Source organism: Vibrio mediterranei (assembly GCF_013364395.1).
Lineage (GTDB): Bacteria > Pseudomonadota > Gammaproteobacteria > Enterobacterales > Vibrionaceae > Vibrio > Vibrio mediterranei.
Genome location: NZ_JABXGK010000008.1, coordinates 1215007 through 1239954 on the forward strand (window position 1 = coordinate 1215007; position 24948 = coordinate 1239954).

At 44.1% G+C, this 24948-nt stretch carries 24 protein-coding genes; 11 read left to right on the plus strand and 13 right to left on the minus strand.

Annotated elements, in window-relative coordinates; genetic code table 11:
• Positions 1–171: 171 nt before the first annotated feature.
• Positions 172–771 (plus strand): hypothetical protein, encoded by a 600-nt coding sequence (locus HOP38_RS22525; protein ID WP_198559044.1) that lies wholly within the window; start codon positions 172–174, stop codon positions 769–771.
• Between the two features lie 118 nt (positions 772–889).
• Here the strand turns inward: HOP38_RS22525 and HOP38_RS22530 are convergent, their stop codons facing one another.
• Both HOP38_RS22530 and HOP38_RS22535 read right to left on the minus strand, forming a co-directional pair.
• Positions 890–3061: an immunoglobulin-like domain-containing protein gene (locus HOP38_RS22530; RefSeq protein ID WP_198559045.1), complete on the minus strand. Its 2172-nt coding sequence runs from the start codon at positions 3059–3061 to the stop codon at positions 890–892.
• Positions 3062–3396: 335 nt separating this feature from the next.
• Entirely contained in the window at positions 3397–3879 is a 483-nt protein-coding gene (locus tag HOP38_RS22535) for an Lrp/AsnC family transcriptional regulator (RefSeq protein ID WP_031494763.1), read from the minus strand.
• A gap of 119 nt (positions 3880–3998) precedes the next feature.
• On the opposite strand from HOP38_RS22535, the gene HOP38_RS22540 reads away from it, so the two are divergent.
• Positions 3999–4598 (plus strand): LysE family translocator, encoded by a 600-nt coding sequence (locus HOP38_RS22540; RefSeq protein ID WP_198559046.1) that lies wholly within the window; start codon positions 3999–4001, stop codon positions 4596–4598.
• Between the two features lie 64 nt (positions 4599–4662).
• Here the strand turns inward: HOP38_RS22540 and HOP38_RS22545 are convergent, their stop codons facing one another.
• The 4 genes from HOP38_RS22545 to HOP38_RS22560 form a co-directional block, all read right to left on the minus strand.
• The gene (locus HOP38_RS22545; RefSeq protein ID WP_198559047.1) at positions 4663–5493 is read right to left on the minus strand and encodes a hypothetical protein; all 831 of its coding nucleotides are present in this window, start codon (positions 5491–5493) and stop codon (positions 4663–4665) included.
• Positions 5493–6350, minus strand: a complete 858-nt coding sequence (locus HOP38_RS22550; protein ID WP_198559048.1) for an ABC transporter ATP-binding protein — start codon at positions 6348–6350, stop codon at positions 5493–5495. The genes HOP38_RS22545 and HOP38_RS22550 overlap by 1 nt, the downstream gene beginning before the upstream one ends.
• Complete coding sequence (locus HOP38_RS22555) at positions 6347–6718, minus strand: GntR family transcriptional regulator (RefSeq protein WP_006069497.1); 372 nt, start codon at positions 6716–6718, stop codon at positions 6347–6349. Before HOP38_RS22555 ends, HOP38_RS22550 begins: the two co-directional genes overlap by 4 nt.
• A gap of 148 nt (positions 6719–6866) precedes the next feature.
• On the minus strand, positions 6867–7388 hold the full coding sequence (locus tag HOP38_RS22560) for an RNA methyltransferase (protein ID WP_198559049.1): 522 nt from the start codon (positions 7386–7388) through the stop codon (positions 6867–6869).
• A gap of 325 nt (positions 7389–7713) precedes the next feature.
• Here HOP38_RS22560 and HOP38_RS22565 point away from each other — a divergent pair, with 325 nt between their 5' ends.
• The 3 genes from HOP38_RS22565 (at position 7714) to HOP38_RS22575 (ending at position 9501) form a co-directional block, all read left to right on the plus strand.
• Positions 7714–8247 (plus strand): YbhB/YbcL family Raf kinase inhibitor-like protein, encoded by a 534-nt coding sequence (locus HOP38_RS22565; protein ID WP_006069495.1) that lies wholly within the window; start codon positions 7714–7716, stop codon positions 8245–8247.
• 18 nt (positions 8248–8265) lie between these two features.
• Positions 8266–9045 carry a helix-turn-helix transcriptional regulator gene (locus tag HOP38_RS22570; protein WP_171391019.1) on the plus strand — a complete coding sequence of 260 codons (780 nt, stop codon included), beginning with the start codon at positions 8266–8268 and terminating at the stop codon, positions 9043–9045.
• 99 nt (positions 9046–9144) lie between these two features.
• The gene (locus HOP38_RS22575) at positions 9145–9501 is read left to right on the plus strand and encodes a DsrE/DsrF/TusD sulfur relay family protein (protein ID WP_038227068.1); all 357 of its coding nucleotides are present in this window, start codon (positions 9145–9147) and stop codon (positions 9499–9501) included.
• A 104-nt stretch (positions 9502–9605) separates the two neighbouring features.
• Here the strand turns inward: HOP38_RS22575 and HOP38_RS22580 are convergent, their stop codons facing one another.
• Both HOP38_RS22580 and HOP38_RS22585 read right to left on the minus strand, forming a co-directional pair.
• Positions 9606–10073: an exoribonuclease R gene (locus HOP38_RS22580; protein WP_198559050.1), complete on the minus strand. Its 468-nt coding sequence runs from the start codon at positions 10071–10073 to the stop codon at positions 9606–9608.
• A gap of 120 nt (positions 10074–10193) precedes the next feature.
• Positions 10194–10619 carry a MarR family winged helix-turn-helix transcriptional regulator gene (locus HOP38_RS22585; RefSeq protein WP_006069491.1) on the minus strand — a complete coding sequence of 142 codons (426 nt, stop codon included), beginning with the start codon at positions 10617–10619 and terminating at the stop codon, positions 10194–10196.
• 97 nt (positions 10620–10716) lie between these two features.
• Here HOP38_RS22585 and HOP38_RS22590 point away from each other — a divergent pair, with 97 nt between their 5' ends.
• The 4 genes from HOP38_RS22590 (at position 10717) to HOP38_RS22605 (ending at position 12711) form a co-directional block, all read left to right on the plus strand.
• Positions 10717–11208, plus strand: coding sequence for a DUF2798 domain-containing protein (locus HOP38_RS22590; protein ID WP_006069490.1), 492 nt, complete (start codon positions 10717–10719; stop codon positions 11206–11208).
• Positions 11209–11243: 35 nt separating this feature from the next.
• Positions 11244–11549 carry a DUF3861 domain-containing protein gene (locus tag HOP38_RS22595; protein WP_006069489.1) on the plus strand — a complete coding sequence of 102 codons (306 nt, stop codon included), beginning with the start codon at positions 11244–11246 and terminating at the stop codon, positions 11547–11549.
• Positions 11550–11658: 109 nt separating this feature from the next.
• Positions 11659–12405, plus strand: a complete 747-nt coding sequence (locus HOP38_RS22600; protein ID WP_198559051.1) for a nuclear transport factor 2 family protein — start codon at positions 11659–11661, stop codon at positions 12403–12405.
• Positions 12406–12444: 39 nt separating this feature from the next.
• On the plus strand, positions 12445–12711 hold the full coding sequence (locus HOP38_RS22605) for a DUF5062 family protein (RefSeq protein ID WP_031494115.1): 267 nt from the start codon (positions 12445–12447) through the stop codon (positions 12709–12711).
• Positions 12712–12760: 49 nt separating this feature from the next.
• On the opposite strand, the gene HOP38_RS22610 is transcribed toward HOP38_RS22605, so the two are convergent.
• On the minus strand, positions 12761–14509 hold the full coding sequence (locus tag HOP38_RS22610; protein ID WP_198559052.1) for an SgrR family transcriptional regulator: 1749 nt from the start codon (positions 14507–14509) through the stop codon (positions 12761–12763).
• Positions 14510–14787: 278 nt separating this feature from the next.
• Between HOP38_RS22610 and HOP38_RS22615 the strand changes: the two genes are divergently transcribed.
• Complete coding sequence (locus HOP38_RS22615; RefSeq protein ID WP_124941277.1) at positions 14788–16179, plus strand: glycoside hydrolase family 1 protein; 1392 nt, start codon at positions 14788–14790, stop codon at positions 16177–16179.
• Positions 16180–16229: 50 nt separating this feature from the next.
• Here the strand turns inward: HOP38_RS22615 and HOP38_RS22620 are convergent, their stop codons facing one another.
• From HOP38_RS22620 to HOP38_RS22635, 4 genes are all read right to left on the minus strand, one after another.
• A complete protein-coding gene (locus HOP38_RS22620) occupies positions 16230–18575 on the minus strand; it encodes an exo-alpha-sialidase (protein ID WP_198559053.1) in 2346 nt (781 codons plus the stop codon).
• Positions 18576–18856: 281 nt separating this feature from the next.
• The gene (locus tag HOP38_RS22625) at positions 18857–19858 is read right to left on the minus strand and encodes a LacI family DNA-binding transcriptional regulator (RefSeq protein ID WP_031497171.1); all 1002 of its coding nucleotides are present in this window, start codon (positions 19856–19858) and stop codon (positions 18857–18859) included.
• Positions 19855–20901: a substrate-binding domain-containing protein gene (locus HOP38_RS22630; protein WP_038221737.1), complete on the minus strand. Its 1047-nt coding sequence runs from the start codon at positions 20899–20901 to the stop codon at positions 19855–19857. Before HOP38_RS22630 ends, HOP38_RS22625 begins: the two co-directional genes overlap by 4 nt.
• Before the next feature lie 89 nt (positions 20902–20990).
• On the minus strand, positions 20991–22406 hold the full coding sequence (locus tag HOP38_RS22635) for a GH1 family beta-glucosidase (RefSeq protein WP_198559054.1): 1416 nt from the start codon (positions 22404–22406) through the stop codon (positions 20991–20993).
• A 393-nt stretch (positions 22407–22799) separates the two neighbouring features.
• Here HOP38_RS22635 and HOP38_RS22640 point away from each other — a divergent pair, with 393 nt between their 5' ends.
• The gene (locus HOP38_RS22640; protein WP_198559055.1) at positions 22800–24908 is read left to right on the plus strand and encodes an ADP-ribosylglycohydrolase family protein; all 2109 of its coding nucleotides are present in this window, start codon (positions 22800–22802) and stop codon (positions 24906–24908) included.
• Positions 24909–24948 lie beyond the last annotated feature (40 nt).

Consider the following 24948-nt stretch of genomic DNA (forward strand, 5'->3'; position numbering starts at 1 on the left):
TTTGAGTAACTTTTTCTGACCATACTTCGTTAACGCCCTATAGATTGTTCGTTGTGGAAATTATTCTATAAAACGCAACGCGATATGAATGTTGTGCCATACTAACTCTCAAACGCACTATCGAAGTATGAGCTGTCATTTTCACTACTAGTTATTTACAGAGGTCATACCATGTTTCCATCACCTTTATTACTATCTCGACAGTTATTACAGCAGTCTAAAAACCTAGTTACACCAACTCAACTGTGTAATGCTTTAGCCGTTATCGACAAAACCTCTACCGCTCTCGTGCCGATGACAAACTATAAGCTTAATATTCCAGTCTGCGTGTTCCCTAGGAATATCTTTGAGCAGTATGTGAAATCCAACAGGACACTCGGAAGAAAAGACGGTGTTTTCTGGGTTACAGACCGCTGTACATTTGATAGCTTTGGCATAGGCCTGTCACACCTGAGAATAGAACGCTTATTGGGTATGGACCCAGGTTACTATCCAAGGGATCAAGACTTAATTATGGTCGTCATCGATAAAGCCGAAGAGGATGACTTTCGATTACCAAGTGGTAGTGAAGGTGGTGCGAATGATAACTGGCGAGAAGGTGGCTATGCTGGTTGGCCACATGCTGGTATGTCGACTCCAGAGAGGGTTGCTAGTTCGAGAAACAGTACGCTAGCCGAAATTAGCTCCGCTATGATGTTAGTGCAAGGGCAAGAAAATCCACTCGATGTATCATGTTCAATTGATGATGTATTCAGCCACTTTCAAAAATAGTGCTGTTTAGTCTACGAATCACGTAAAAGAACACATTTCCGAGCAAAGTACACACCTCCAACAAAAAAGCCCCTCTGATATTCAGAGAGGCTTATCTTTGGAACTCAGAAGTTATCTATTAGAGTTTGTCCCAAGCATCTGACCAATGCACCGTTTCACCCGGTGCATATGATGGGTTTGAGCACCAACCTGTATAAGGCCATGGTTTACATTGGTATAAGCCGCCATCAGAGCCAGTGACGATATCCCCTTCGGCGTAGGTCGCGTTAGGATCGTAAGCCGGATGTTCTCCCGGAGGAGGTGTTACTGATTCATCCACCACTTTAAATCCATGAGTCGCCACTTCCGAATTGCCGTCACCGTCTGTCGCCGTAGCTCTGAATACAAAGTTACCAGCTTCAATAGCTGACAATGTCACAGTTAACGTCGATTCGCCATTCACCTGCTGGGTTTGCTCGTATATCTTAGCGCTAGAGCTATCTTCAACTGTAACGGCAACAGAAGCAGATTCACTGGTTTTTATGACTGGGTTTAAAGTAACACTACCACCAGTCAAAGTGTACTGAGAGCTCAACCCATCGATAGTGAAGTCAAAACCTGGCGCTGGTGTTCCGCAACCATTATCATCCACTTTTCGCCATACTCCCCACTCCCCGGTAGTGCCTGGTTCATCACCACGAGTCCACCATTCAGCCCGCCACGTTGAGCCATTATGAGAAACGAGATCTCCCTTAGAGTAGGTAGCGCTAACATCCCATGCGTTAGCACAAGAACTGCCATCAGCGACGGTTACCACACGATTTGCTGTAGTGGTTTGACTAGCACTGTCTGTTACTCGGTAAACTAAGTCGTATTTACCTAGTTTGTTTACATCCACGCTGCCTTCTACACGCACTTGAGAGGTTAAGTCACCATCTTCTGCGTCAATGGCTTTTACCCCTTGCATTGGATCAAAGCTGTCGCCCAATTTGATGGTAACGTCGGCGACGCCTTCAAACTCTGGAGCTAAGCTGTACACTTCCACATTACGGCTCTGTTTGGTCTCGTTGCCATCACTGTCTGTCACACTATAAATCAATACATAAGTACCGATGGTGTTAGTGTCGACCGAGCCTTCAACAGAAATGCTATTGGTTAAGTCTCCATCTTCCTTGTCTTTTGCGGTCACACCTGCATAAGGGTCGAACGCATTACCATGACGCACACGAACATCAGATACACCACTAAATACGGGCTTACCTTCACTTGGTGGTGGCGGTGTTTGACCATGTATAAACGCACCGTAGTCGTTAATAAACTGTTCACCGTAAGCCTGACCTGAAGCGTTGGTGCCCATGTCCCAGTTTACTGACCATGTCATCACACCTCTCAGCGCCTGACCTTGAGCCTTTAGTTGGTTAAACGCGTTATAGAGGTCTTGAGGATCTTGGACAAAACCAGTCGCCGCAGCGTCAATATTGGCAGGAATACCAAATACTAATTTATCGTGCGGAATCTTGTGGAAACCTCGTGTTCCGTTAGCAAGAGAATCCGAGATGTAATAAATAAATTCTTGTTTCAAAGCGTCGTTGTTCTGAGCAATCCAACCAACGCCATCCACCCATATACCATCCCCACCTTGGTTATAAAACTGTGGGTTTATCCAATCGTAGTAGCCTTCTAGTCCGGTGATATACGGAACATATTTGCCACCTTCCGTTAAGTAAGGAAATTCAGGGGCCATCGTAATTAGGAAGTTCTTACCTTGCTGCTGGTAGTGCTCTTTTACTATACGTAGCGCAGCAGGAATGACAGTTTGGTTGTCTGAAGCGGTTACCGCCGACTGTTCTAAGTCGATGTCCAAACCATCAAAACCGAACTTGTCAGTCAGTCGAATGATCTCTTGTGCGAATGCTTGTTCATCACCTGTCTTTAATTCGACATGAGCATCAGCACCACCTAACGCGATCAACACTGCTCGGTTTTGCTGATTAAGCTTCTCAATTTGTGCGATAAATTCCGGTTCAGAAAGGCCAATAGCGGGGTCTAGTTTAAAAGTGGGAATACGGCCTTCGCTGGTGTTAAACACCTTCATAAATGAAACATTAACAACGTTGTACATGGGGTCAACATCATCCAACGTAATACAAGGCGAATTACCACCTTTATAGCCAGCGCCATCACACCAGTTATGCCAATAACCAACTACAACACCAGCTTCCGGGTTCACCATCTCATTCGCCGATGCTGCACTCGCAATACTGCCTAAACCTAGAGCCACAGCAAGATAGAGCGTTTTTTGCTTCATCATATTACCTCTTATTCATTCAATTTCATTACGGGATTCACTCAGCATTTAGATACAGCAACGCATTGAGTTCCGTAGGAATTATATGATTGAAGTAAGAAATTAATCACATGATATACATGTACTTTTTGTATAGATTTTCGATATCGTGATCTTAATTCACGATGAAAAATCAATAAGTGAATAATTCTAGACCAAGGTAATAAAATGAGGCATATAGGCGAAATTTGCTTATATTTTTATCAAAGAGTAAGAAGTTTCCACCAAGCAACCTATTAATAGTTTTCTCTAGAAAATAAGTGGCAATGGTCAACGTTTAAGTATGAAACTGCTTGTGTTCAACCAATCGGTAAGTGGGAGGTACTCTTTATTTCTTTTATCGACATATTCGACTGTAGCGCCGTGACACCTTTGACACGTCGCAACTCGCTAAGCCTGTCGTAGTATTGCTCAAGGCTTTGGGCAACTATTTGGACAATGTAATCGGCGCTGCCAGCAATGCAACTACACATAACCACCCACTCTACCAAACCCACAAATTCTTCAAACGGCTCTGTACTTTCAACATCGTGATTACCTAGCGTTACCAATGTAAAGCCTGACACTTGTAGGTTGAGTTTCTGTCGATTGAGAACCGTTGTGTAGTTGTCGATATAACCCGCTTCTTCAAGTCGTTTCCAACGCCTCCAACATGGCGTTTCACTCAAATTCACTCGTTCAGCAAGTTTATTATTACTAATTCGACCTTCACGTTGAATGATCCTCAGTATGGCAATATCTATATCATCCAACTCATATGTAGCGCTTTCTTTCTTATTCATAGTTAATTTGGAAATTTTCTGCTCAATATGAGTTCGATATTAACGTAAATGGCAATTCTATTTCTAGTGGTTTCGATAAGCTAAATAGTGACTGCAACATTACACTATCAGGGGATTTTATGAGTGCACAATTGCTCTTTGCGTTTATCGTTTTTTCATTTTCTATATCGATAGCACCTGGCGCTGGTAATATCGCGCTACTTAGTTTGTCGAGTCGGTATGGCTTTGTTGCTGTGTTACCTTTCATCGCAGGCAGTGCTTTAGGCGTCTCGATTATTCTTGTTGGCTCAAGTCTCGGACTGACTAACCTTTTGAACTCCGAACCAATGTTATACACAGCACTAAAAGTACTAGGGACCTGTTACCTACTTTATCTTGCTTGGTCGATTTCAACCCTCAAACTCAGCGATAGTGAGACGGACAAACAAACTGGCTTTTTCAGTGGTACGCTGGTTCAAATTCTGAACCCCAAGGCTTGGATTGCGTCTTTAACTCTACTGACGCAGTTTCTGCCTGGTCAAAACAGAGTTCTATCCGATGACGCGGTGATTATGGCTATTTTCATTGCAATTGGAGTGTCGTCTATGTGCATTTGGGCATACTGTGGTTCAGCACTCAATAAGCTACTGACATCGCCTAAATACTTCTTGTGGGTCAACCGTGGCCTTGGAGCAAGCTTAGGAGTTGTTGCCATTGTGATGGCTGGACAATCTATTTAACCTCAATACAAAACAGCCGTCCCTTGTTCAAGCAGGAGACGGCTGTCAGTTAGAGTGATATCGATTAGCTAACGGTTTTACTAAACCTCAAACTCAATGTCCAAGCAGCGAGCCCGATAATTGCGTACACACTAACATTCATCCAACCGGCGGCTGGAATCGCACTCAACGGATTTGGTGCCAAGATCGCATGTAATGGCAGATAGAAAATGTCCGAAAAGAACTGGTCGACACCATAAAACCCAAACATGGCTATCGGCATCCAGCGCAGTACATAGATTGCAATAAGTATAATCAATAATGGAGAGTTTACTTTTTGCGATATTGCCATAGCGCTAAGGGCCAATGGGAGCAAGAGTACTCCGGCAATCACCATTCTCAAGTAGAAGCCTACCCAACTAAACATAACCGCTAGTAAAGAAGACTGTTTATGTAACAATGCCAATTGATGATCGGTTGAAGTATTGAGCAACCACAACAGAAAATCGGCAAAAAACACCAATATTGAACACACCAGTGGAATCACTAGCAATCCAAAAGCTAACTTAACTAGGTGCGTTTTCACATCACTGACTGGCATACTACGCCAAAACATAATGCTGCCTTCAGTACGTTCTTTACGCAGTGTTCGTGGAAAATACTGAGTACCCAGCAGTATTGATAAAAGCCCCGCACCACCTGCAATCAGCATGTTGACGTCGTTAGCCATTTCTTTATGGATGTCACTCACGTCACCACTAAAGTTCATGTGAAAGAACATATTGTGCTGCAAGGTCGAACTGCTCATTAAGCTAATAAACAAAAGTAAACCACAAGCAAATAGGAATAACGGAACTCGCGTTACAAGCGGGTTCTCTATCCACTCTTTACGTAGCATTGCCATAATAGAACGCATTACACCGCCTCCTTTTGCAAAGCCAAAAATAAGTCTGCCAATTTCACGCCGTATACCGCCCCTAGCGTTTCTGCCTGTTCTGAAAATTGTGAGTGCAGCAACCACTTGGTGCTGCCTAGTCCTTTCTGAGAAGAGAGCGGCTTCATAGCTTCAATTTCAGCGCGATACTCATCGCTAGCATCTAGAATGAAGTAATCTTCGCTGATGGCTTCCATTGAGCTTTGCAGCACTGTACGCCCTTGTTTAAGAATCAACACATCGGTAAGTAGATGCTCGATTTCACTCACCTCGTGGCTGGCGATAATTAGTACTCGATCACCATCATGGAACCACTCTAGAAGGTGGCGGTAGAAAGTATCTCGATAAACCAAGTCGAGTCCTAATGTTGGTTCATCTAAAATCAGTATTTGGGTATTGGTCGCAATGACTACCGCTAGGTGCAATTGCACTTTCATACCTTTAGACAAAGCTTTGATTCGAGCACGTGGTTTGATGTCAGTTTGGCGCAGTAGTTCATCCGCTTTACTGCGGTCAAACCCTGTGTGCACCCCTTCGGTGTAATCCAATAACTGCGCCACGGTCATCCAACCAGGAAGCACATTAACATCCGAAATGTACGACAAGCTTTGCATGATCTTGTCACGCTGAGTTATCGGTTCGAATCCATTAATACGGATGGTTCCGTTGTAATCGTGTGCGCCGAGTAAGGCGTTAATGAGTGTCGATTTACCTGCACCGTTGTGTCCAAGCAAACCTAGTACCTGACCAGCCTGTAACTCAAAACTGATATCGTGCAAGCCTTCACCTTGCTTACTATATTGCTTGGATGCATTTTGCACACTGACTAAAGCGCTCATTGGTCACCTTTAATATGGGGTTTAATTTGCTGGACAAACTCGTCTAATGACATATCCAGACGCTGCAAAGTTACAGCAATTTGAGGGATTTGCTGTTCAAGAAAACGGGCTTTTTCATCAGCCAGTAATTTGTTTTTAGCCCCTATCGCCACAAACATGCCTTGGCCACGCTTCTTTTCTACTAGCCCTTCATCTACCAACAACTGATAACCTTTCATTACCGTTAAATGGTTAATCTTCATGTCTGCAGAGACATTACGAACTGACGGTAACGGCTCGCCTTCTTGCCATATACCTTGGAGTATTTGTTGAGTAATTTGATCAGCCAACTGACGGAAAATCGGTTGACGATCATGCCAATGCGTCATTAGCGCCCCCTGACTGAAATGGTGTTATATACATGTATAACACCTAAGCTAACAGATTGGAAGGTAATTGTTTTTCACATAGGATTAGTGAAAACAAAGCCCACCTTAGAAAGTGGGCTTTACTCAACTATTTGAGGTCTTGAAGTCGTCACACGGCGACTGTTTTCACCTTTAGACGATTCTTATTATCTCGATTGCTAATAACTTGTTGATGATCGTCGATCGGTCCTAACGACTTGGCCAAACGGTCATACAAGACAACATTGACGGTTGCCGCAAGATTCATGCAGCCATGGGTAGGCACATAAACCACATGGTCGGCTTTATCTACTAGTTCTTGTGGTAATGAGCCATCTTCAGGGCCAAATACATAAACGGCATTGTCTGGATGATTAAATGAAGGAAGCGACGTCGCGCCGACGGCGAACTCGACACAAATAACTGAAACGTTATCTGCGACGTCAGCCGTTAAGTCATTCATCTCAACCAACTCAATCCGTTCATGGGTGTTTTGCGTGTCCGTTTGAAATCTCACAGCTCGGCTATAACGGGTTCCGTTATAACGAACTTGGGTTGCGTTATAGCACCCTGCTGCTCGCATTACGGCACCGACATTCGTTGGGCTCTTCGGATTGTGTAATCCGATAATGACGGTAGATTCTGTTGTCATTGATAGGGTTCTACTTGGTTTGTCAGATAATAAAAAGCGTACTTTGATGGCGCAGGATTATGCCATAGAAACGTTATTCGTGCTGTTTTTGGTGCGCGTCAATATCTAGTCACCGTTCAGAGTTAGGGGTCTTCCTACTACAACAATATCTTTCCTATACAACAAAAGTAGCACCCCAATTCATTTAAACCTCTATTGAGGTGTTTGCCTTTATCATTAAGTATCATAAAATTATTAATTACCGTTAACTTTGATACTTTTTGACAACCTGAAGTGTGAATGAAGGAATACACTTAGCTTCGAACTCACACAAAAGGACACCACAATGAAAGTATTTACTCCGTCAGTATTAGCGCTAAGCCTGTTAGCCATGGGATCAGCACACGCCTTTGAATTAAAAAGCAATGATATTCAAGAAGGCCATCCAATGGCTAAAACCTTTGAATATAACAGTTGGGGTTGTGATGGTGGCAATCAGTCACCGCAACTGACATGGAGCGACGTTCCAGAGGGAACAAAGAGCTTTGCAATCACCGCCTATGACCCAGATGCCCCAACCGGCAGTGGTTTCTGGCATTGGGTCGCCTTTAATATTCCAGCTTCTGTGACCGAGTTACCGCGAGGTGTGGACATCAAAAAACTAGGGGGCCAAGAGTCTCGAATCGATTATGGTAGTGTTGGATTTGGTGGTGCTTGCCCACCGAAGGCCGATGGTATGCATCGTTACCAATTTACCGTCTGGGCGTTGCCAACAGAGAAGCTCGATCTTAATCAGGACACACCATCTGCGGTTATCGGCTTTACGCTTAATAATATGGCGATAGGCAAAGCAAAACTGACTGCTACTTATACACGCTAACTTATTCAAGGGGGAATGATGAACCATCCATACCAAGTAACGTTATTTCGAGCCGAACAACTTCAACGACTCAGAAATGTGCGGATTCATTCCCCTAGTATTATTCAAATCATTTCTGGCAGTAAGCGACTTTTTTGGAAAGACAATGCCATGGATGTGTCGCACTCTCAATTGCTGCTTTGCGAAGCCTCTGCATCACTCAGCTTTGAAAACCTACCACAGAAAGGACGATTTCTTTCCAGAGTATTCAGTTTCCACTGCTTACCTACACAATCCATGTTAGAGACAAGCAGAAATCGTAGCCAAGAAGACGACCTACCAATCTTAGAAGCGACAAACGCATTACAAGACATACTCAATGCTTTGTTTTCATTTGAACAACACCACATGAGTAACGCAACCCAGAATTTCTGGGTGATGGGGCTTTACCAACAATTAGCGGAATACGGCGCGTTGCATCAGTTGTTCTCTGACTCAGAGACTCGATTTAGTCAAAAACTGAGTCGCTATCTTTCTCATTCCCCAAGCGAAGAGCATGCCCTAGAAACCGTCGCACAACATTTCGCTATGAGTCGTGCTACTCTGATTCGTCGCTTAAAACAAGAAGGTACACAGTATCGAGAAGTGCTGGCAGAAGTGCGTTTAAACCATGCTCTGTTTTTAATCCAAAACGGCTCTTATAACGTCGCACTATTAGCCCAATCGTGTGGATATCAATCCGAGGGTCGATTCAGCCAACGCTTCAAAGGAAAATTTGGTTTATCGCCTCGAGACTATATTAAGACAGTGGCAGTCTAAGCTTGCGAACAGAACCTATAACGTGATCCCATTAACCCTTTAATTTGTGGGGTAATGTTACCCTTCTTACGGTTATTTTTTGCGAGAGGGAAAATTCAAATGCAGCAGGTCCTGATTATCGTCAATGATGCACCTTATGGTTCCGAGAAGCTCTTTAATGCCTTGCGACTCGCCATTCAACTCAATGAGCAAGACAGTCAGAACGTTAAGGTGAATCTATTTTTGCTTTCCGATGCTGTCACTGCAGTCTTACCAAGACAATCCCCGAACGAAGGCTACAACATACAACAAATGCTAGAGATAGTGATTGCCCAAGATAGTGAGGTCAAATTCTGCGGCTCTTGCATTCAGGCGCGTGGATTATCAGGACTTGATGTTATTGAAGGCTGTGAACTCGCCACAATGGATGATTTGGCAAATTGGGTATTAATGGCGGACAAAACAGTCAGTTTTTAACTAGGTAATCATTCGATTCTGAGCGATAGCTCTACCTAGCTATGCATTGAGAAGGCGCGACCACCTTCTCAATTCATATATAACTAAACTCTAAATGCCAGCAATTATTCGGCGTCTTGTTGCGGACTCTGTTCAGTGTTTATCTTCGCGTACGTGTGCAGCAGCTCAGTGAGTATTTTGACCCAGCCAAACGCATCTTGTGGCGGATCAATCAGCAGTTTTTCGACCTGTTCACAGTGCACCTCTAGGGTAATTGCCTGCTCTAAATTGAATGGGATGGCATAGAAATGCCACAAAACAAGTCGTGTCATTCGCTCACTGTTCTGTTTTGCATTTTCAGAATCATCAAATGCCTGTTGAATCTCGCTCAGAGCAATTGCCGTCATTCGCAACGTTGCGTCAAGACGGGCCGACATCATGCGCTCTTCGCTGTCCACTTCTTCTTGTTCAAAGGTAAACAGCTCACTCATAACATCTTCTGGCACCATTCGGCTAATCATTCGAAGGCTGAATTCTTCCAGTTCATGACGAGGCATGGTCACAAGGCAGTTAAAGGTGTAATCACGAAGCATAGTAAGTTGCTCTGGTTAACGATCAAATTGAACCGCGCATTCTAATCAGATTGCAGCAATTTTCCAATTTTTCCTATATTGCGGACCGTTTAGGTAACCCACACTATCAGGACTGCTACGCTAGTTTGTTAGGTTATCCGTCATCGCGTCCGCAACGGCAGCAAACTTGGCCAAGTCTTGCTTATCAATACCCGCCGTCATTTGAAGCAACATCGCTTTATCAATCTCAGCCACTTTACTCATGATGGTTTCACCTGCGGGCGTCAATATCAGGAAGTGGCTTCGCTTGTCTTCAGGGTTTGGAGCTTTCTCCAACAACCCTTCTGAAATCAAAGTATTAATAAGCCTTGTAACCTGAGCTTTATCTCTGCTTAGCAGGTTTGCAATATCAATTGATGTACAAGGTGCTCGCTTAGTAATGATCTTCATTACTCTGATATGCATCGGTGCTACATCGCAATCAAGGCTTTCAATTTGTTCACTCATTTGACGCTTCAGCGTATGGACGAGGCGGAAAATCGATTCAAGTGAGGTGTTTTCAGACATAGTGATCCTTAAAAATATAGTTGACATTATCAACCATCATACTTATAGTTGACATTATCAACTTAATTCTAAGCAATTTCAAGACTGGAGAACCTAAATGACGACACAAACAATGCCTGCTTCCCCTGTCACCAATGATGCAAGCACCCCTATCCTATATAAGGTGCTTGTCATTGTCAGTTTGATGACAGTGATTGGAGGAACTCTGACAGGTGTGATGACTTACATGAATGTCGGTTTAGGTGAAACCTTTTACAGCGATTGGTTATCTTCATTTGCCCTAGCCGCTATCGTAATGATGCCTTTCGGGATGGTGATGATGACTTTACTTACTAAGCTCGCCAATCGACTGCTACCGTCAATAAGCGCGACATTTCGTAACCTCATCGTTGGGATAAGTATGGCGGTCGTAATGGAATCGCTATTAGCTTTCGTTACCGCAGCCAACAACATTGGATTTGCTGATATGACAGTATTCACCAATGAATGGTTCAAGGGCTTTATTGCCGCACTACCTGTTGGCCTAACGATCATGGTCGTTATGTCAATGACAGTGAAACCTAAAATCGAAACCTTCTTAAAAAGCTAGACTTTAGAATAATAATCCCCCTACAGGAGCGCACTATGAATTCACTCAATAGTAAACACAACACTTATCGAATCACTATCGAAGAAACTAATACTAAAGCGGAACGCGAGCTTCAAACCATGACGTTTGAAATCGAGGATAGAGAAGATATGTTTGCCATTGTCGAAAAAATGAAGCAGTCGAGTGGACTGGATGAGCAAGCGGCGACTCGTCTTGGAGTCAGTATCCGTCTATTAGGTCCTTTGATGATGCAAGATCGTAAGCATCCGCTATTCTCTGACTTTATGCCCCACTTCAAAACCTTCATGCAAAATTTGAAGAAGACCATTAAAGGACAATAGTCTTATCCTAGCCTCTCGGTAACGCGAGGCTTTTTGTTTCTCTCCTCATTAAATAAGATTCAACTACGCTTAATACTCTAACAATGACACTTTATTGACGGGGTTAGATATGAGCAAGAAGCTGGAAAATGCCACCAATCTATATATGGAAGGAATTCGCGATGGTCACGTAAGAGAAGCTGTGACCAAATATACAGGAATTCGTTATACCCAGCACAGTACTGGTGTCCGAAATGGAATTGAGGGTTTCGTGGAGTTTTTTGAGCCATTCATTGAACGCTGTCGAGTCAGAGATATCCAGATCATTCGCTCTGTTGTCGACGGACAATATGTTTTTGTTCAAGCTTATCAAGATATCAATAACGGCGAAGCTTATTGGCTCACAACTGACCTTTTCGACACCGACCAAGACGACAAGATAGTTGAGCATTGGGACGTCATTTCTGCCTATCAAAATAATCCGGATGACCAACTCGACCAGATCAGTGGGCCAACTGAAATCACTGATTTAGAGCACACCGAGTCCAACAAAGAACTAGTACGTCGCTTTCTCTGTGATGTAATGGTTCTTGGTCAAACGGAATCAATAGACAACTACATCACCTTTGACGATATTCCTATTCATGCCTCCTCGAACGTGGTTCACCCATCAAAACTCATCGGCGCTTACAACCAAGTATTTAAAATCATCGGACAGGGTGATACGGTGGTGGCGTACAGTCGCGTAATCCATCAAAAACAAGAGTATGCGCGCTTTGAGATATTCAGAGTGAGTAATGCGAAAATAGTCGAAATTTGGATCAATGAAGAGCCTGTTCCACCAAAGCATGAGTGGGTCAACGGCGGTAAATTCTAATCGCAGAACAGCACAGTTATCAGTGTACGAGGTAAACAGATGTCAAAAACAACCAAACTTGAGAACGAAGACAAGTTATTCAAAAAGGCATTGGAAGTTGGCTGCAAAATGGCAGCAATGCAGGGATATCCCATTCAGGATCAATCAGCGACACCAGCAACGAAAGCAAAAGCTCTCTATCACTTTCTCGTAGAAGTAAAACAAATCGTCCCTCTCCCGGAAGACAAAGAAGATGGACCTCACATCAAAAAACGACTCGCTATTTGGCTCCACAGTGCCTTACCCGACAATGACCCTCTGAAATAACGAATACGTCATGGAGCACTCCCTTTTAATAAGCTCCATGACATCTTCTCTATTGCTCTAACTCATCTTCTATCCAAACATTTCTAAAATCTGGCCACGACCAATCCGTAATGGATACTCCCTGCAACACTCCTTTCCAACGCAGTGTCTGTCTGTGGTGAAACAGCGGCGTGAGCCAGTTCTGATAATGCATCGTTGTGGCAATAGACTCTAGCTTCGCTAAATACTGAGTTACTTGGCTACTTTCACGAAGGCTGATCATTTCTGCCCTTAGCCACGCAGATGCATCGTCCGATAAACCTTGGTGTAAGATAGAATCTGACATCAACCATCGATACACAGAAATCGGCAAGTTGTCATCTACATTAAAACTGGCAATCACTAAAGGCTCACTGAGCTGACGGTGTTGCGACAACTTATGCATTTCTTCTAACGAGTAGACATTGATGGTGCAGTCTATACCCATTTGATTCAAAGTATGTTTCATCACCTGAGCACAATCTTTTATTACCAGATGGTCGTAGACTGCTATATCTAGACAACTTGGAAGCGATGCCGGCTCTGGTTGACAAGGTTTAATCTGTGTCCAACTAGGTAGAAAGTTGTGAGCTGGAATCGACGCCATTAACAGTTCTGACAATTGATCATGCTGTAATATCGTTTCAGGTGAGAGCACACTCGCCAACCAACGCCGCTGTGCGAGGGTTAACTGTTGCTGACTGGCTGTATTGAACAACATATACAGGCAACCATTTTCGATTCTGGTCTGGGTACTTTCCTGAACATCACTGCGGTTTTCTATTAAATAGTCAGGCCGATCTAGAAGATTAGGCTGATCATAATGACCTAACTGAATACGTTCACTTGGTGTATTGGCTAATTGCCAAATCGTCACAGTGTCGGTCAAAGAACGCAGACCAAAATAAAAGTCGTTCGCTTGTAACCTTAAACGCTCGTCCGATTGCTCAACGACTTGGAAAGCTCCAGAACCGTCTATGGTTGCTACTATGGGGGAACTGATTTGCTTAGGAGGTTGAATGGAATAGCGCAAGTCAGAGAGCAACGCTGCAAAGCCTAGATCTGGACTACTAAGTTCAAACGTCACACTTTGCTTTGTAAAGGAGATAGTCACCACATGCGACAGTTCTTCGCGGTATTCTGGAAGCCCGCGCAACTGCTCAAACAGGTCTTTGATGAGTGCGGCGGTTATAAGCTCACCGGAGTGAAATTTAAGTTGCGGGCGAATATAAAAGCGCCAAATGGTAGCGTCTTCATTGCTGGTCCACGCGTGAGAGAGCTGAGGGGTTAACTGCCCTTCTTTGTCGCACCCTGTCAAACAAGCATAAACCTGCCTTACTAAGAATCGCTCGCTGTTTCTCAATGGAGTGTGAGGCAACAGTTCATCGAATACGCGTTGATACGTTAGTTGAATATGCAGCTGATCTTCACGAACGATCGCACCTGAAGTTTGGCGCAGTAAAGCGGCAAACTGCTGTTGGTCATCTTCGAGGAACGTCATCGCATTTTCATAGTATCCAGCTTCAATCTGCACTCGAGCTAATACTTGGCGAATTTCGGCACGTTCAAAAGCAAGGTGTATTACCGAGCGCTGATTTCGCCCGACTTTGGGCTGCCAGGTAAGCCATTGTCGCTGTTGAAGCTCTTGCAACAAGGTGCGGCTGTGACGAGTCGTAGTACAAAGTTTTTCTGCCACCTCAGACAGAGAAATAAACACATCACATTTGGTTCCTAGAGGCAGTAAACGTTCATAATAATGCAGTGCGCGTTGGTCTTTCATTTCATCCCTCAATTACCGAAGAGTGCTGATTTCGAAGCACAATCAGGAAAATTACGATACATTTTCTTCCTCATTTAAATCCCGCCACCTCTATTGAGCACTAAAATTCGCTAATAAATACATATTGAGGAAGATTATACAAAAACATTCACTCTTTTTTCATTCCTCATATTAATCAATACTAGGTCTATAGTAGTTTTACTTACAGATTGTTGCTTGCAGCAAGCTCATTAGCGACAAATCCAAATCAATAAAGCAAATAAGCTTAGAGGTTTCATATGACTCAATTTCCGGATAACTTTCTGTGGGGTGGTGCCATTGCTGCCAACCAAGTTGAAGGTTCTTATAACCTTGATGGCAAAGGACTCTCGACCTCAGACATGCTGCCTTCAGGCATTTTGAGTCCTCATCAAACTCGCGATGAACGTACTCCTGGTATCAAAGATCTTGCTATCGACTTCTACAACCGTTATCCCGAAGACATTGCGCTTTTTGATGAGATGGGCTTTAACTGCTTGAGACTTTCTATCGCTTGGACTCGCATTTTTCCAAATGGTGACGACACACAGCCAAACGAAGCGGGACTCGCTTATTACGACCGTCTATTTGATGAGTTAGCGAAGTACAACATGACACCATTCGTGACCTTGTCTCACTACGAGATGCCTTACGCGTTAGTAGAAAACTACGGCGGCTGGGGTAATCGAAAACTGATTGAGATGTTTGAACGTTACGTTACAACGGTGTTTGAACGTTACAAAGACAAAGTGAAACTGTGGCTGACATTCAACGAAATCAACATGTCATTGCACGCACCTTTTACCGGTGTAGGTTTGCAAGAAGATGCTACAGAACAAGAAATCTATCAGGCTATCCATCATCAGTTGGTCGCCAATGCCAAAGCGGTAAAACTGTGCCAAAAGATCGTTCCAGATGGCAAGATCGGTAACATGCTGTTAGGCGCGTTAAACTACCCGTACACGTGCAACCCTGATGACGTGATCGCAGCGATGCACGAAAATAACAAATGGCTCTTCTTCGGAGATGTACAAACTCGTGGTCAATACCCAGGCTACATGTTGCGTTACTTCCGTGAAAACCAAATTGAACTCGATATTCACGACGGAGATTTAGAGACCATCGCACAAGCGTCAGTCGACTTCATTTCGTTTAGCTATTACGCCAGCGGCTGTGCAAGTGCCGATCCAAAGCAAAAAGAAGTAGGTAACATCGTTGACAGTGTACCGAACCCATATCTGGAAAAAAGCCAGTGGGGTTGGTTGATCGATCCGAAAGGACTGCGCATTTTGCTTAACTTCCTGCACGACCGATACCAAAAGCCGTTGTTTATTGTAGAAAATGGTTTAGGAGCAAGAGACGAAATTGATGCGAATGGCAACATTGAAGATGACTACCGCATCAAATACCTAAATGACCATTTAGTACAAGCGAGAGAAGCGATTGAAGATGGTGTTGAATTAATGGGATTTACTAGTTGGGGTCCTATCGATCTTGTAGCGAACTCCACCGCAGAAATGAGTAAGCGTTACGGTTTCATTTATGTCGACCGTCATGATGACGGCAACGGCACACTAGAACGTAAGCGTAAAAAAAGCTTCCATTGGTATCAAGAAGTGATTAAAACCCAAGGTAAATCACTAAGCGAATAACCAAAAAGAAAAAAGCCAGACAACTCGTCTGGCTTTTGTTTTCGCGCTTTTTAAAGCAGCGCCAACGCCTTTTGTTTTAGCAAAGTGACAGGCACTCGCAGTATACGCATATTGGAACTATTGGTTTCGACAATCACAATTGCTGTTTCAGCATCAAGTTGATAAATATCTGAATAAGCCGATGCACCTTCGACCAATTGAATTGGACCTTTCCAGCTGTTGCCCTCGTCAAAACTAAACCATAAACCTAAGTCTTGACGATTGCTCGCTCCAGACGGACTACCTTGGGGATTGGTGAACAGCAGATATCGACTACCATCCGCTTCTTCGAAGCGAGTTATTGAAGCGTCGACGGTTCCAGAGCTTATACCTGGGAAAACATCGGCATTGTTACCGCTGAGCATAGCCCATGTTTTACCGCCATCTTCACTCAAGAACTGTTGACGCGGACCGTAATTAACACCACTTACGGTCTTGTTAAAATCAAGGCGTGCAGTTAAGAGCAAATGACCATTATCTAGTTCAACAAGATCCGATTCACTCGGCTCAAGCGTTTCCAAACTGCTCGCACTCTTCCAACGATAAGGAAGCGGTAAGCTTGCCCCTGTTTGCCAGTTTTGACCACCGTCGTCACTGTACACAGACATGACGTTTAAGAAGTATCGGTCTAGTGTAATAGCGGGATATATTAGGCGTCCATTATGACTACCAGCAATCGCTTGCTGTCGTTCAAGCTGGATCCCGTGACCAGGCCCAGGGTTCACACTGGCGTGTCCGTAAAAGCTCATGGTATTGCCGGACTTCTGTTTACTCCAACCTAATTGTTCTAGGTCAGTCGTGGTACTCGCTGGATCTTGTTGAGCTAAATAAGCCGCATCTAGGCTAACCAAGGTCACGCCTGATTGCTCAAGAGCGATATCCTGTAGATGAATTCGGCCATCAACACTGCTGTCTGCGTTACCAAACTCCACAAGATTGCTACTCGACGTTTCACCTGACCAACTAGCCAGAGTATTGCCATCGACCAATAGAGACGCTTGATTACTCAGGGCTGAATAGGCAATTTGGTATTGATGAAAACCATACACATCACCACTACTTAGCGCGACAACAACAGGCGAAGACTCACCATTTAATTGCGCGGTAAGCTGTCCTGACGGGTCTACAGCAAACGTCACCACAAAAGTACGAGCTCCATCTGCCGCCTGTATTCGGTTAGCAGCACCGTCAAAGATTCGTAGTGTGGCATTCAACTGCCAGTCCTGATTACTGTTTAGAGTGGCTGATTTACTGTAGAGCTCTGAACCTCCCCAACCTGCAATTTGATAGCTGTGCTCCTTCACTTGATGAGTCACATCCACCGGAGCCAGCCAATTTGAAGTAGCGATATCGTAGGTACTGTAGAAGACCCCACTTGGCATCCATGACTTGATCTTATCGCCATTCTGCGCGGCGTCAGTCGGCCAACGGACATAAGAAACAATAACACTGTCAGACGCTGAATCGTAAATAGGACGAGGATCAGAGAAATCATAGTCGTCGTTAGCGTTGATCTGCTCGGTTAAGTTCAATTCAGTATTCCATGTCACCCCTGAGTCGGTAGAGACGCGAGTAATAATATCATTGGTGTTGGCGGTTGAACCTGGGTCACCTCCCCCCACTCGTTTCTCTGCAAAGGCTGTCACCACACCGGGTGTTTCTGTGCTCGCAACTAGAGATGGTATGCGATCGGGGCCGTTGAAAATCACATCGCCTTGCACTTCGAACTCTATATTCTTGTATGCTGAGACACCATCGGTATAGGTTGAGCCGTTACCCCACACCAACATATTTTGTGACGTTGGTGAAGGAGATATCTGATCGAGAATTAGCTGTCCATCGAAGTAAAAGCTCGCATTAGGGTTATCCCCCGGGTGAAAGACCAATTCGTACTTATGGTAGTCCGTTGCCGCCGCGCCTGTCGCCAGTACAGTAGTACCACTTCGACCTTCAAACTCCACCACCAGCTCACCAGCACTGTTTATGGATAAAATTGGCAACACACGCTGACTGCCATCGGCGTAATAGTTGGTGATCATGCCGCCACTAACCACGCGCATTTCAGTCGATAACCTCCAGCCGTAGTTCGTTGCTTGACTCTTTAACGCGTCAGATAACACCGTTTTCCACTGTGCTCGTCCGCCTTCACCTTGAGCGACCCATGCTGTCACCCCATCTACTGTTGATAGCGCACCACTACCACTTTGGCTATGATCTGCAATCCAGCCTTGTTCACTTGGCTGATCTTTGACGGGGTCCGTTGTTGCCATGTAATCAAACAGCTCTGCGTTTGCCAGCGGAGCGGTACCTATTGCCATAACGAGCCAAAGTGCTTGTCGGTTTTTCCTAAAAACCATATTTGTTCCCTTCTGTCTAAATCCAAACTAACTCATGGTGTTACTTTGCGACAACGACTCGACAACGCTCTGAATCACAACAAAGTAGGCCTGAATAAAAAACTGAGTGACGCAAAATGGTCACTAGCATGTCATACAGCCTAGTTTACTTTTGCATTAATAAAAATTTACTTCATCGATCAAGATCTCAAAAAAATATATTTTCATTTAATAACTAAAAGGACAATAGTAACGTTTAGAAGGTAACGAAAATGCGCCCAGATCCACTAAGGGCGCACCAATTAACTGTGTGCTTGAGTGCTGTCTCGAATGATAACTTGCACTGGGGGGATGTCGTAATTTGGTTTATTGCCACTGATAAGATCGAGTAGATATCTGACACCAATCTCACCCATTTCTGCAAATGGTTGGCGTACTGTAGTTAGACGAGGAATGTAGTATTCATCAATAGGAAGGTCATCAAAACCAATTACCGAAACATCTTCAGGGACTCGTAAACCGTACTGATGCAATGCTTGAATTACGCCAAACGCACTATGATCATTAGCTGCAAATATTGCAGTGGGCTTGGCACCGCCCTTTAATGCAGTCGTAAGATTTTGGAAAGCATTTCTTGATTCAAAGTGACCGTCGATAACCATACCGGGTTCTGCCACTAACCCTGCATTTTTCAGCGAGCGCAAATAACCGGCAATACGGTTCTCAGAATCAATATTGCCACTTGGTCCCGTCAAATGCATGATTTTCTTATGACCTAGCTGAACCAAATGGTTAGTGGCAAGATACCCCCCCATTTCATTATCAACGTTTATGAGAGGCAAAATTCCTTTACCTCTACGACACATCAATAATGTCGGGATCTTTCCTGTTAGTGCTGCGATATCTTCTTCTGCCAAATCACCACCGACAACTATAATGCCATCCACTTGCCGTGAAACCAGATCTTGAAGCTCGTGACGTTCACGGCTTTGTTCCCAGTTCGTGGTTTCGATAATAATATCGTAACTGTGGTTACGCATTCTACGATCCATGCCATATAGGATGCGGCTTACATAAGGGGTATCAAATGAAGGTGCAACAACACCGATCTTCATGTTTCGCTTTGTCTTAGGCTGGGCTTTACGACCTTTAGGTTTAAAACCAAGGTCAAAGATAGCCTTTTCGATGGTGTCGACTTTGTCTTTAGCGATGAAGGTCGTTCGATTTAAATAACGTGAGACGGTGCTTGGCGAAACGCCAGCTTTTCTAGCAACGTCGTATATGGTGGCTTTTTTCTCTTTCATATGGCCGATTTCACCGCATTCCTTTGTGTACTATTTCGGACAATTACCTCCACAGGAGGGACTTGGTAGTTTGGCTTAATTCCACTAATCAAATCAAGAGCATAACGTATCGCAATAGATCCCATGATTTCGAGTGGCTGTTTAACCGTGGTGAGTTGTGGAATTAGGTAGCTGGAAAATGGCAGATCATCAAAACCTATGAGTGAAATGTCATCCGGAACAGAATAGCCTTTTTGATGTAATGCCTGAATTGCTCCATAAGCGCTTTCATCATTAGACGCGAAGATAGCCGTAAACTCAATCCCTTGCTCTATTGTCTCTTTAACCACTTCAAGCGACTGCTCTGACTTAAATTCACCTTCAACAATCAACTCATCCAGCACCTCGATTCCCGCTTTTTCCAAACTGCGTTTATACCCGACTACCCGCTCGTCAGAATCGTTATTACCGATGGCTCCGCGAAGATGAAGGATTCTGGTGTGACCTAACTGAATCAAATGATTGGTCGCTAAATACCCACCAAGCTCATTATCGACTAAGACTTGAGGAATACCGGTAATGCTATCTGTAGGAGCTAGATAGACCGGACTTCCCAGTAGTAACACCGGCGTTTTGCCAAGGATCGTTTTTACTTCTGCATCATTGAGGTAGCTACCAATTAACACAATAGCATCGGCATTTCGCTGCTTAAACTGTTTGAGGATTTCAGTTTCGCGGGCTTTATTCCAATGGCTCGTTTCAACAATGATCTGGTATGAGTGGTTGAGCACAGTACTGTCCATGCCCTTTAATATTCTTGCGATATGTGGACTATCAAATGATGCAGCGACAACCCCAATCGACATACTGCGCTTGGTAATAGGTTGCGATTTTCGAGGTTTACTCTTGAACCCAGACTCAAACATCGCTTCTTCGATAGCACGCACTTTATCTTTAGCAATGAAGCTGGTTCGATTTAAGTAACGAGAAACAGTACTTGGAGAGACACCCGCTCGTTTTGCTACCTCGGTTAAGGTAACTTTGCTTTCCTTTTCTTTTTTCATGGTTCTACCAACATCAGCGCCCATAAAAAAAGCGCCTAAACATAGACGCTTTATAACTTACTCGAAACGGCAGGGTCAAACCGAGAGCGTTAACAAGTATTTCGGTTAAAGTCGCTCGGTTTCATCCAGCCTTGCAACGCACTCGTCTCTCCTAATGACGCGCCATTTGATTCGATCACTGACTTATACCAAAGTGCAGATTCCTTAGGCGTTCTCTTCATCGTTTCATAATCAACGTGAACCAAGCCGAAGCGCTGCTTGTAACCTTCCGCCCATTCAAAGTTATCGAGTATTGACCATTGGAAGTATCCCATGATGTCGACACCATTCGCGGCCGCTTCTTTCAAACCTAATAAGTAACGATGCAAGAAGTCGATGCGAGTCGTATCATGCACTCTACCGTCTAAACTGACCCAATCATTGGTGCTAAGTCCATTTTCGGTGACAATAATCGGCTTGTTGTAACGCTCATACAAAAATTCAGTGCCCCACTTGAGTGCTTCAGGTGTAATCGGCCAATCGAAATGGGTCTTAGGATAGTTATTCGGATACTCCACAACTTCTGGTGTCCCATCGGCTGCTGCACGTACCATTTCCGAGCTGTAGACATTAATTCCAACAAAATCCAAAGGCTGACAAATGGTTTCCATATCACCAGGTTTGACAATAGGTGCATCAGCGCCAAATAATGCCAATCCATCCTCTGGATATTCACCTTTGAATGCAGGATCCATCCACCAGCTCGCGTTAAACATTTCTTTATTAATAACATTAAAGGTATGCGCTTTTGCAGCTGCAATATCTTCTGGGCTGTTGGTCATAGGTACAGCGGTTCGGAAACAAGGTGCTGCCCCGACCTTAGCTGGACGTTTCGAATTCGACCGAATCACTTGTACCGCTTTACCGTGGGCAAGTAGTGCATTGTGCCACGCACGATTCACTTCCTTCGCAGGGAGTTCAAGACCAGGGGCATGCATTCCGGTTTGGTGGCCAAGCCCAATGAAACATGCTTGCTCATTTAACGTAAACCAGTTTTCCACTCGATCAGACAAACGGTCGACAATCACTCGGGTATATTCAGCGAACCAATCGCTAGAGTCGTCATTTAACCATCCACCTTTGTGGAACAGCGCCATCGGATAGTCCCAATGAAATAACGTCACCCAAGGTGAAATGCCTTTAGCAAGCAACTCATCTACCAAACGGTCGTAAAAATCCAACCCTTGAGTATTCACTTTACCAGTTCCTTCTGGCATCACCCTTGGCCACATAATGCTCAATCGATACGCTTGTAGAGCGATTGACTGCATGATTTTTACGTCTTCTTCATAGCGATTGTAGTGATCGCAAGCCATAAATCCTGTGTTTCCACCCTTTACGAATCCATCACGGCGAGAACACATGTCCCAGACGGAATCTGCACAGCCATCAACACCTTGGGTATTACCTTCAATTTGATAACTGGCGGCAGCAGCCCCCCAAATAAAATCATCTTTGAAAGCCATCGTTTCTCCTTAATCTCATCTGCTTTGGTTTGTGTGACTTACAACACTTCACGCTTGCTTTGTAATCACTCAAGGCTAAACAAATTAATGTGCTAATTGAGTGATATCTGTCTCACTACTTCTGCTGCAGATTTTATTTATATCGAAACCATGAACCATATTTAGAAATACAACAAAGCCATGAAATATCTTTTTATTTTTCACAATTTAACTGTATCAATCAAATAGTTATGATGAAAAATATTTCATGCCTGTTAGTTTTATAAATTAGACATGGTGGATTAGATCACAAAACATCTCATTATTGTTCGTTAGCATGAATTTAGAAATTCACTCGCTGCATGTTTTTCATGTCCATATTCAGTCGGATTTATATAGAGACCTTAAGCAACAATGAAATTAGATAATACATATTACGAAAAGCTGTACGCTGGAATCTTAGGCAAGATAATTGGAGTGTATGCAGGACGACCTTTTGAGGGTTGGGTTAACGAGCATATCGTTGACCAATTCGGTGAGATAAACCGCTACGTCAACGAACAAGTTAACCATCCTCTTATCGTCAGTGATGACGACATTACCGGCACCTTTATGTTCACTCACGCTTTGGAAGATCATGAGTATCGCTCTGACTTTTCTAGCCAGCATCTTGGTCAATCTTGGCTTGATAATTTAATCGAAGGAAAAACCATTCTTTGGTGGGGTGGCTATGGACAATCGACCGAGCACACTGCTTGGCTCAATTTAAGAAATGGGTTTGAAGCACCGCATAGTGGCTCAATAGAAACCAACGGAAAAACCGTCGCAGAACAAATAGGCGCACAGATTTTTATTGATGGCTGGGCACTCATCAACCCTGCAATGCCAGATAAAGCCGCGCAGATGGCAACTGAAGCAGCTAAGGTTAGCCACGACGGTGAAGCCGTTCACGCCGCAGTTCTACTTGCCGTTATGGAGTCTCAAGCGTTTATTGAAACCGACTTGCACGCTCTCATCGACCTCGGCTTGAGTTATATCCCCAAAGAATCGAAAATTGCTGAAGTCATTAACGCTGTTCGTGGCTGGCATGAAGAGAATCCACGTGATTGGAATTGGGCATTTTCGCAGCTTAAAACTCACTATGGCTACGACAAGTTTGACGGCACTTGTCATGTAATTCCCAACCATGGATTAATCATTTTATCTCTTCTTTACGGAGGTGAAAGCTTCCACGAATCAATGAAAATTGTGAATACATTAGGTTGGGATACCGACTGTAACGCGGCGAACGTAGGTTGTCTCAACGGTATTCGATTAGGCTTAGCCGCTCTTGATGATGGCTTTGATTGGCGCACACCAGTCGCGGATAGAATTCTTCTTCCAAGTGCCAATATTCAAGATCATATTTTCGATGCAGTTCAAGAAGCCGATAAGCTCTATGCGATCGCTCATCAATTACATTATAATGAGCGCCTACCCAAACGTCCTAGATTCCACTTTACGCCTAAAGGGTCATTGCAAGGTTTTGCTATTAACCCTGACTTGAACTACAACCAAAACGCACGCCTTAGCAACAGTGAGCAAGCGCTGCGACTGGACTTCTCGCATTTGGTATGTGGTGTACCGTTGCAAGTGAGTACCGCAACACATACGCCACTTGATAGTAAAGTAAACGAATCGTCGTACCACATAGTTGGCAGTCCTACACTCTATCCGTCTCAAACTATCGAAGCGAGCGTGTCAGGTGCAACCGATTATGACCACGCCAGTGTCAGCTTCTACGTCGACACTTACGACAGCCAAATGAACATTGAGCGCATTTTTAGTGAACCATTCACCTTGTCAACGCAACCACAAACTCATCAATGGACCCTACCAAAACTCGATAACGTAATGATTGCCACCGTTGGACTGCAAATTAGTAACCCTCACTCAGGAAACGATGCTGGATATATCAAGCTGCATTCATTGGACTGGCAAGGCACACCATCGCAAACCATAGGCATTGATAGCAACCCAATCCATGAAATATGGGAAAGCAGCTTTATCAATACTATGGATACCTGCATCAAGTTCGACAATCAAGATATCTACCGCTTAGTCAATAACGACGCGTCTCACCCTGGCCTCTACGTATACGGCAGTAAAGATTGGCACGACTACTCTTTATCCATCGCGCTTAAGCCTCAGATAAAACAAGCTTTTGGTCCTATAGTTCGCTACCAAGGGTTGGAACGTTACTACCGAGTCGAACTCAATACGGATGATCAGATCTCATTGATACGCAGAGAGTTTGGCAAAGATGTCGTTATCGCCATAGAGCCATTCCAATGGCAACCACACGAGCGCTATCACTTCGACCTTTCGGTGAACGGCAATTTGTTTGCTTGCTCGATTAACGGCAAACAAGTTCTGACGTCTATTGATGAAACCATGCCTGACACCTATCAGTCTGGCGGTGTAGGTTTTTACAACCAATTAGGCCCTGTGCACTTCACGGATATGACGATAGTCGCACTCTAGAACAAACTAACGCTTACCTGACCTAGCGACCAAATTGGTC

Coding starts and splice junctions, on each gene's coding strand:
- HOP38_RS22575 (WP_038227068.1), top strand. CDS start 9,145: ATGCAGCAGGTCCTGATTATCGTCAATGATGCACCTTATGGTTCCGAG.
- HOP38_RS22625 (WP_031497171.1), bottom strand. CDS start 19,858: ATGAAAGAGAAAAAAGCCACCATATACGACGTTGCTAGAAAAGCTGGC.
- HOP38_RS22610 (WP_198559052.1), bottom strand. CDS start 14,509: ATGAAAGACCAACGCGCACTGCATTATTATGAACGTTTACTGCCTCTA.
- HOP38_RS22640 (WP_198559055.1), top strand. CDS start 22,800: ATGAAATTAGATAATACATATTACGAAAAGCTGTACGCTGGAATCTTA.
- HOP38_RS22555 (WP_006069497.1), bottom strand. CDS start 6,718: ATGACGCATTGGCATGATCGTCAACCGATTTTCCGTCAGTTGGCTGAT.
- HOP38_RS22535 (WP_031494763.1), bottom strand. CDS start 3,879: ATGAATAAGAAAGAAAGCGCTACATATGAGTTGGATGATATAGATATT.
- HOP38_RS22550 (WP_198559048.1), bottom strand. CDS start 6,350: ATGAGCGCTTTAGTCAGTGTGCAAAATGCATCCAAGCAATATAGTAAG.
- HOP38_RS22595 (WP_006069489.1), top strand. CDS start 11,244: ATGAATTCACTCAATAGTAAACACAACACTTATCGAATCACTATCGAA.
- HOP38_RS22620 (WP_198559053.1), bottom strand. CDS start 18,575: ATGGTTTTTAGGAAAAACCGACAAGCACTTTGGCTCGTTATGGCAATA.
- HOP38_RS22630 (WP_038221737.1), bottom strand. CDS start 20,901: ATGAAAAAAGAAAAGGAAAGCAAAGTTACCTTAACCGAGGTAGCAAAA.
- HOP38_RS22560 (WP_198559049.1), bottom strand. CDS start 7,388: ATGACAACAGAATCTACCGTCATTATCGGATTACACAATCCGAAGAGC.
- HOP38_RS22580 (WP_198559050.1), bottom strand. CDS start 10,073: ATGCTTCGTGATTACACCTTTAACTGCCTTGTGACCATGCCTCGTCAT.
- HOP38_RS22635 (WP_198559054.1), bottom strand. CDS start 22,406: ATGGCTTTCAAAGATGATTTTATTTGGGGGGCTGCTGCCGCCAGTTAT.
- HOP38_RS22565 (WP_006069495.1), top strand. CDS start 7,714: ATGAAAGTATTTACTCCGTCAGTATTAGCGCTAAGCCTGTTAGCCATG.
- HOP38_RS22590 (WP_006069490.1), top strand. CDS start 10,717: ATGACGACACAAACAATGCCTGCTTCCCCTGTCACCAATGATGCAAGC.
- HOP38_RS22600 (WP_198559051.1), top strand. CDS start 11,659: ATGAGCAAGAAGCTGGAAAATGCCACCAATCTATATATGGAAGGAATT.
- HOP38_RS22570 (WP_171391019.1), top strand. CDS start 8,266: ATGAACCATCCATACCAAGTAACGTTATTTCGAGCCGAACAACTTCAA.
- HOP38_RS22605 (WP_031494115.1), top strand. CDS start 12,445: ATGTCAAAAACAACCAAACTTGAGAACGAAGACAAGTTATTCAAAAAG.
- HOP38_RS22530 (WP_198559045.1), bottom strand. CDS start 3,061: ATGATGAAGCAAAAAACGCTCTATCTTGCTGTGGCTCTAGGTTTAGGC.
- HOP38_RS22615 (WP_124941277.1), top strand. CDS start 14,788: ATGACTCAATTTCCGGATAACTTTCTGTGGGGTGGTGCCATTGCTGCC.
- HOP38_RS22545 (WP_198559047.1), bottom strand. CDS start 5,493: ATGCGTTCTATTATGGCAATGCTACGTAAAGAGTGGATAGAGAACCCG.
- HOP38_RS22585 (WP_006069491.1), bottom strand. CDS start 10,619: ATGTCTGAAAACACCTCACTTGAATCGATTTTCCGCCTCGTCCATACG.
- HOP38_RS22540 (WP_198559046.1), top strand. CDS start 3,999: ATGAGTGCACAATTGCTCTTTGCGTTTATCGTTTTTTCATTTTCTATA.
- HOP38_RS22525 (WP_198559044.1), top strand. CDS start 172: ATGTTTCCATCACCTTTATTACTATCTCGACAGTTATTACAGCAGTCT.